The following is a 6,145-nucleotide window of genomic DNA, read 5'->3' as shown; positions in this document are numbered from 1 at the left end:
ACGACCGGCGACCGGCGACCGGCGACCGGCGACCGGCGACCGGCGACCGGCGACCGGCGACCGGCGACCGGCGACCGGCGACCGGCGACCGGCGACCGGCGACATGGGTTCCGGCCCGGGTGCGGGCGGGCTCCGGTGCCCGGCTCCGGCCTCGGGCCCCCGGGCTCCGGCTCGGCTCCGGTCCCGGCCCCGGGCCCGATACCGTCCCGGGCCCGATACCGCCTCGGCCCCGGCTCCGGTCCCGGCTTCGATCCTGGCCGTGGCGCGGGACCCGGCCCCCGGTCTCTCGGCTCCGGCCCCCGCCCCGGCTTCGGTCCTCGCCCGGCGCCGGAACCGGCCCCGAGGGCGGGGCCGAGGCCGGTTTCCGCGTGACCGGTGGGCCTTCCGGCTGCGGCGCGGGCCGGGAAGCGGGCCCCGGCTAGGGTCTTTCGTGGATCAGGCCGGACCCCGCGAGCCCGGCGTGATCCGAACGAGAGGCCCTAGCTAGTGACCTGAGTCAGAGATATTCGGGTAGTTCTCGCGAGCTGCCCGGCGTGCCGGAGGCCGAATGTCAGCAGGCCGGGCCGGACCTGCCGGCCGCACGGCATCCGGCTGATGGCCGCGATCTGGCGAAGAATCTCTGACTCAGGTCACTAGGGTGTCGGCCCGGAGGCGGGAGCCGTCGAGGACGTCGCGACCGGTGCCGGTGCCGGTGCCGGGGCGGCGACCGGGGCCGGGTCGGCCTCTGACTCCGCCCCTGGCTTCGCTTCCGGCTTGGGCTCTGATTCCGCTGCGGCCTTCGCTTCCGCCCCCGGCTTCGCTTCGGGTCCCGGCTTCGGTTCCGGTGCTGCCGCGGGGGCGGGTGCTGCCGCCGCCGGAGGCTTCGGCGCTGCCGCGGGCTTCGGCTTCGGCTTGGGCTTCGCCGGGCCGCCGGTGAACTTCTCGTACTCCTTGAGCACCTCCTCCGTCGGCCCGTCCATGCGCAGTTCGCCCCGCTCCAGCCACAGCACCCGCTCGCAGGTGTCCCGGATGGACTTGTTGCTGTGGCTGACCAGGAAGACCGTGCCCGCGTGGCGCCGCAGCTCCCGGATGCGCTCCTCGGACCGCTTCTGGAAGGAGCGGTCCCCCGTGGCGAGCGCCTCGTCGACGAGGAGGACGTCGTGGTCCTTGGCGGCGGCGATGGAGAAGCGCAGCCGGGCGGCCATCCCGGAGGAGTAGGTGCGCATCGGCAGGCTGATGAAGTCGCCCTTGTCGTTGATCCCGGAGAAGTCGACGATCCCCTGGTACCGCTCCCTGATCTGCGCCCGGGACATGCCCATCGCCAGGCCCCCGAGGTGCACGTTGCGCTCACCGGTGAGGTCGTTCATCAGGGCCGCGTTGACGCCGAGCAGGGAGGGCTGGCCGTCGGTGTAGATGCGGCCGTTCTCCACCGGGAGCAGCCCGGCGACGGCCTTGAGCAGCGTCGACTTTCCGGAGCCGTTGGTACCGATGAGCCCGATGGCCTCGCCCCGATGGGCGACGAAGGAGACGCCGCGCACGGCGTGCACCCGGCGCACCCCGGCGGCCCGTTCGGCGGCCCCCCGGCGCAGGATGCGGTTGAGGGCGGCGGTCGCGGAGCCGCGCCCGGCGCCGGTGCCGTTGACCCGGTACACGATGTCGACGCCGTCGACGACGACGGTGGGGACGCGCTCGTCCCGCTGCGGGGTGGTGCCGGCGTTGTCAGCCACGACCGTACGTCTCCTCGGCCTTCCAGAAGTAGATGAAACCGCCGACGCCCGCCAGCAGGGCCCAGCCCGCGGCCAGCGCCCACACGTGGGGCGGCAGGGCGTCGGCGCCGAAGCTGTCGATGAGGGCGAAGCGCATCAGGTCGATGTAGACGACGGCGGGGTTGAGCTGGAGCAGCGGCCCGAGCCAGGACGGGCGGCCGCTGTCCGGGCCGGTCATGTGGTGGATGCTGAACATGACGCCCGAGGCGTACATCCAGGTGCGCAGCACGAACGGCATGAGCTGGGAGACGTCGGGGAGGCGGGCCCCGACGCGGGCCAGGACCATCGCCGCCCCGGCGTTGAAGACGGACTGGAGCGCCAGCGCCGGGGCCGCCAGCAGCCAGGACGGGCGCGGCGGCACGCCGAAGGCCAGCAGGATCACGGCCAGGGCGGCCATCGAGAACAGGAGCTGCTGGAGCTGCTGGAGGCAGAAGGAGACCGGCAGCGCGGCGCGCGGGAAGTGCAGGGCCCGGACGAGCCCGAGGTTGCCGGAGACGGCGCGGGTGCCCGCCAGGATCGAGCTCTGGGTGAACGTCCAGACGAAGACGCCGGTGACCAGGAAGGGCACGAAGTCCTCGACGCCGCGCTTGGTGTTCATCAGCACGCCGAAGACGACGTAGTACACCGCCGCGTTCAGCAGCGGCGTCATCACCTGCCAGACCTGGCCCAGCTTCGCCCGGCTGTACTGCGCGGTGAGCCGGGCGGTGGCGAAGGCGCCGATGAAGTGCCGGTGCGCCCACAGCCTGCGGGTGTAGTCGGGCAGGGAGGGGCGGACGCCGCCGGGGGAGAGGCCGTGGCGGGCGGCGAGCGCCGCGAGGTCGGTGCCGGGGCCGCGGTCGGCGGCGGCCCCGGCGGTGGCGGCCGGGGTGGTGGCGGCCGGGGCGGTGGCCGGCGGCGGTGGGGAGAGGGCCTGGCTCACATCCGCTCTTTCGCTCGGAGGAGGGGGGAGCCGCACGGGCCGCCGGAGAGGGGGCGCCGGTGCGGCGGGAGCGGCGCCGCCCCGCGTTCGCCGGGAGGACCCCGGACGTTCACTTACGTCGGGACGGCACCGTATCGTCGTGACGGGAGCGTAGGGCGTGCGGGCGTCGGAACGCAACCGTGCCGTCGTCCCGTCCTATGCTGGCCCGCATGACGACCGAAGCCGACGAGCCGCAGCCGCAGCCGCGCCCGCGCCGGGCCCCCGCCGGGGCGGCGGTGCTGCGCGAGGACGTGACGGAGGCGATCCGCGCGGCGGTCTTCGGGGAACTCGCGGCCGTCGGCTACGCGCGGATGTCCATCGAGGGCATCGCCCGGCGCGCGGGCGTCGGAAAGACCGCCGTCTACCGGCGCTGGCGCTCCAAGCTGCACCTGGTGCTCGACGTCGTCTCGGCGCTGGCGGTGCGGGGGCTGCCGGCGCCGGACACCGGTTCCCTGGAGGGGGACCTGCGGCTGCTGTACGAGGTCATGTCCCGGGCGCTGCGCCACCCGGTGGCCTCGCAGATCGTGCCCGACCTCCAGGCCGAGGCGGCCCGCAGCCCGGAGATCGCGGAGGCGCTGCGCAAGGCCCTGCGCGAGGGGCAGGACGGTGCCGCCGGGCAGATCCTCGCGGCGGCGGCCGGGCGCGGCGAGGTCCGCGCGGACCTGGATGCGGAACTGGCCCTGGACCTGATCTCGGGTCCGCTCTACTGGCGCGCGATCGTCATCCGCGCCCCCCGGCTGCCCGCCTCCCACCTCCCGGACCTGGCCAGGGCGACGGCCGCCGCGCTGAAGGCGCTCTGACCCCCGTCGCCCGTCGCCCGGCCCCGGTGCTGGCGCCCGGCGCGGGGGCCCGACGCCCGCGCGCGAGTCCGCCCGGCCCGACGCGCGGGATGCGGGGGCGCGGCGCGGAACGCGGCGGTAGGGGCGGCGGCTCCCGGTGTCATGGGGCGGCACCGGTGGGGAGGCGCCCCGGCATCGCTGCCGGGCCCGGCCACCGGCCCGCCCGGCCCCGCCGTGCCCCGGCCCGCCGCGGGCGACGCCCGGTGCGGCCGGGCGGGGGTACCGGTGCCTCGGCGCGGGCCCCGGAAGCCCCGGGGCGGGGAGCGGCGCGGCGCCGGACCGCCGGACCGCCCGTGCCGCCGGGACCGTGAACGCCCGCCGGCGGCCCGCCCGCGCCACCGGCGCCGGCCCGCCCCCCGATGTACGCCCGTCCCGGGCGCCGCGCGGTGTCCCGGCGCTCACCGTCCGCGGACGGTGCCGGGAGCGGGCGAACCCGGCACCGTGACCGGCACCGTGACCGGCCCCCGAGCGGCGCCCGAGCGGCGCCCCGAGGGCGGCGCCCAGCGGGGGGATGCCGAGGACCGGGCGCCCGCTGGGGCCTCTCGTTTGGATCAGGCCGGGCTCGCGGGCCCTGGCGCCGCACCTCGCCGCGTTGTCGTCGGTCGCCGGGGCTCCGCCCCGACCCCCTCCTCCGCCTCGCGACGCACGGCGCCGGACCCCGCTCCCCGATCCGGCCCGACCCGAACGAAAGACCTCAGTGACCTGAGTCAGAGATTCCTCGTCAGATCGCGGCCATCAGCCGGATGCCGTGCGGCCGGCAGGGTTCCGGCCCGGCCTGCTGATATCCGGCCTCCGGCACGCCGGGCAGCTCGCGAGAACCACCCGAACATCTCTGACTCAGGTCACTAGCCGCGGGCCGCCTCCGGGTGGCGGTGGAGCCAGCCCTCCCAGGCCGAGGTGATCATGGCCTGGACGTCGTACTTGGCCTTCCAGCCCAGTTCGGCGGCGGCGCGGTCGGCCGAGGCCACGACGCGGGCCGGGTCGCCGGGGCGGCGCGCGGTGACGGCGGCCGGGCGGTCGTGGCCCGTGAGGGTGTTGATCCGGTCGATCATCTCGCGGACCGAGACGCCCTCGCCGCGGCCGATGTTGAGGGTCAGCGCGCGGCCCGGGGAGGCCGTCAGGGCGCGGGCCGCGGCGACATGGGCCTCGGCGAGGTCGACCACGTGGATGTAGTCGCGGACGCAGGTGCCGTCCGGGGTCGGGTAGTCGTCGCCGAAGACGCGCGGGGCCTCGCCCGCGGTGAGCCTCTCGAAGACCATCGGCACGAGGTTGAAGACCCCGGTGTCGGCCAGTGCGGGGCTCGCCGCGCCCGCCACGTTGAAGTAGCGCAGCGAGGCCGTGGACAGGCCCGAGGCCCGCCCGGTCGCCCGCACCAGCCACTCACCGGCCAGCTTGGTCTCGCCGTACGGGGACATCGGCAGGCACGGCGTCTCCTCCGTCACCAGGTCCACGTCCGGCATGCCGTAGACGGCGGCGGAGGAGGAGAAGACGAAGGACGGGACGGCGGCGGCGGTGACCGCCTCCAGCAGGACCCGCAGGCCCTCCACGTTCTGCCGGTAGTAGTGCAGCGGCAGCTCGACGGACTCGCCCACCTGCTTCTTCGCCGCGAGGTGCACCACGCCGGTGATCCCGTGGTCGCCGAGGGCGCGGGCGACGCGCTCGCCGTCCAGCACCGAGCCCACCACCAGGGGCACCCCGTCCGGGACGCGGTCCGCGATCCCGGTGGACAGGTCGTCGTACACCACCGCCCGTTCGCCCGCCTCGGTCATCGCGCGGACGACGTGCGCCCCGATGTAGCCGGCGCCGCCGGTGATCAGCCAGGTCATGTGGGGTGGTCCCCTCGTTCGGTGGTTCCGGTTGGTCGTGCGGTGGTCCCGGACGGCCATGGTCCGTCATGGCGCTCGTCGCCGGAGCCCCGCCCCCCTACAACGTGCCGGACGGCCCGGTGGTGCCGTGGGCGTCCAGGGCGGCGGTGAGCAGGTCGAGGCGGGCGCGCAGGTCCGCGATGTCGGCCGCGCCGAGTCCGGTCGCCGCCATGACCCGGCGCGGCACCCCCGCGGCCCGCTCGCGCAGGGCCGTGCCCGCCTCGGTCGGGCCCACCCGCACCGAGCGCTCGTCCCGCGCGCTGCGCTCGCGCCGGACGAACCCGGCCGATTCCAGCCGCTTCAGCAGCGGCGACAGGGTGCCCGAGTCGAGGCGCAGATGCTCGCCGAGCCGCTTGACCGGCAGCTCGCCGTGCTCCCAGAGCACCAGCATCACCAGGTACTGCGGGTAGGTCAGCCCGAGGTCCTTCAGCAGCACCCGGTAGACGCCGCCGAAGGCGCGGGACGCGGCGCTCAGCGAGAAGCAGATCTGCTGGTCCAGGCGGAGCCGGTCCACCGGGTCCGCCCCGTCCGGGGAGAGCCCGGGGCCGGCCGGGTCCGCGGGGGCCGCCGGGTCCGGCGCGGGTGTGGCGGGCGTGGTCATGGCTCCAGCCTAGCTTTGGCGGAATTCGATCCCGGGCACCCTTTTCGCGCACCACTGGAACGCCCACAAGTGAGTTGTGCACAACTTAATTGTCTGATCTACTCATGGGCGCCCGACAACGCTTCCTCCGAGGGACG

Annotated in this window: 4 protein-coding genes and 1 pseudogene; 1 reads left to right on the top strand and 4 read right to left on the bottom strand. The window is 75.7% G+C overall.

Annotation, left to right across the window (positions count from 1 at the left end):
• Positions 1-818: 818 nt before the first annotated feature.
• Together ACZ7LB_RS07650 and ACZ7LB_RS07645 are read right to left on the bottom strand one after the other, a co-directional pair.
• Positions 819-1,706: pseudogene (locus ACZ7LB_RS07650) on the bottom strand (ABC transporter ATP-binding protein); the annotation flags it as partial.
• The gene (locus ACZ7LB_RS07645; RefSeq protein WP_471466009.1) at positions 1,699-2,664 is read right to left on the bottom strand and encodes an ABC transporter permease; all 966 of its coding nucleotides are present in this window, start codon (positions 2,662-2,664) and stop codon (positions 1,699-1,701) included. The pseudogene ACZ7LB_RS07650 and the gene ACZ7LB_RS07645, both read right to left, overlap by 8 nt.
• Before the next feature lie 209 nt (positions 2,665-2,873).
• Between ACZ7LB_RS07645 and ACZ7LB_RS07640 the strand changes: the two genes are divergently transcribed.
• Positions 2,874-3,503 carry a TetR/AcrR family transcriptional regulator gene (locus ACZ7LB_RS07640; RefSeq protein WP_265294892.1) on the top strand — a complete coding sequence of 210 codons (630 nt, stop codon included), beginning with the start codon at positions 2,874-2,876 and terminating at the stop codon, positions 3,501-3,503.
• A gap of 884 nt (positions 3,504-4,387) precedes the next feature.
• Here ACZ7LB_RS07640 and galE read toward each other — a convergent pair.
• Together galE and ACZ7LB_RS07630 are read right to left on the bottom strand one after the other, a co-directional pair.
• Positions 4,388-5,368, bottom strand: coding sequence for a UDP-glucose 4-epimerase GalE (gene galE / locus ACZ7LB_RS07635; protein ID WP_471466007.1), 981 nt, complete (start codon positions 5,366-5,368; stop codon positions 4,388-4,390).
• Between the two features lie 97 nt (positions 5,369-5,465).
• Positions 5,466-6,008: a MarR family winged helix-turn-helix transcriptional regulator gene (locus ACZ7LB_RS07630; protein WP_471466005.1), complete on the bottom strand. Its 543-nt coding sequence runs from the start codon at positions 6,006-6,008 to the stop codon at positions 5,466-5,468.
• Positions 6,009-6,145 lie beyond the last annotated feature (137 nt).

The sequence above is a fragment of the Streptomyces sp. NPDC107521 genome (assembly GCF_055598485.1).
Note: the sequence above shows the minus strand (reverse complement) of the source record. Positions and strands in the feature narration are given on the sequence as shown.

Bases quoted from the DNA above. Each gene is read 5' to 3' on its own strand.
- galE (WP_471466007.1), bottom strand. From the start codon at position 5,368: ATGACCTGGCTGATCACCGGCGGCGCCGGCTACATCGGGGCGCACGTC.
- ACZ7LB_RS07630 (WP_471466005.1), bottom strand. From the start codon at position 6,008: ATGACCACGCCCGCCACACCCGCGCCGGACCCGGCGGCCCCCGCGGAC.
- ACZ7LB_RS07640 (WP_265294892.1), top strand. From the start codon at position 2,874: ATGACGACCGAAGCCGACGAGCCGCAGCCGCAGCCGCGCCCGCGCCGG.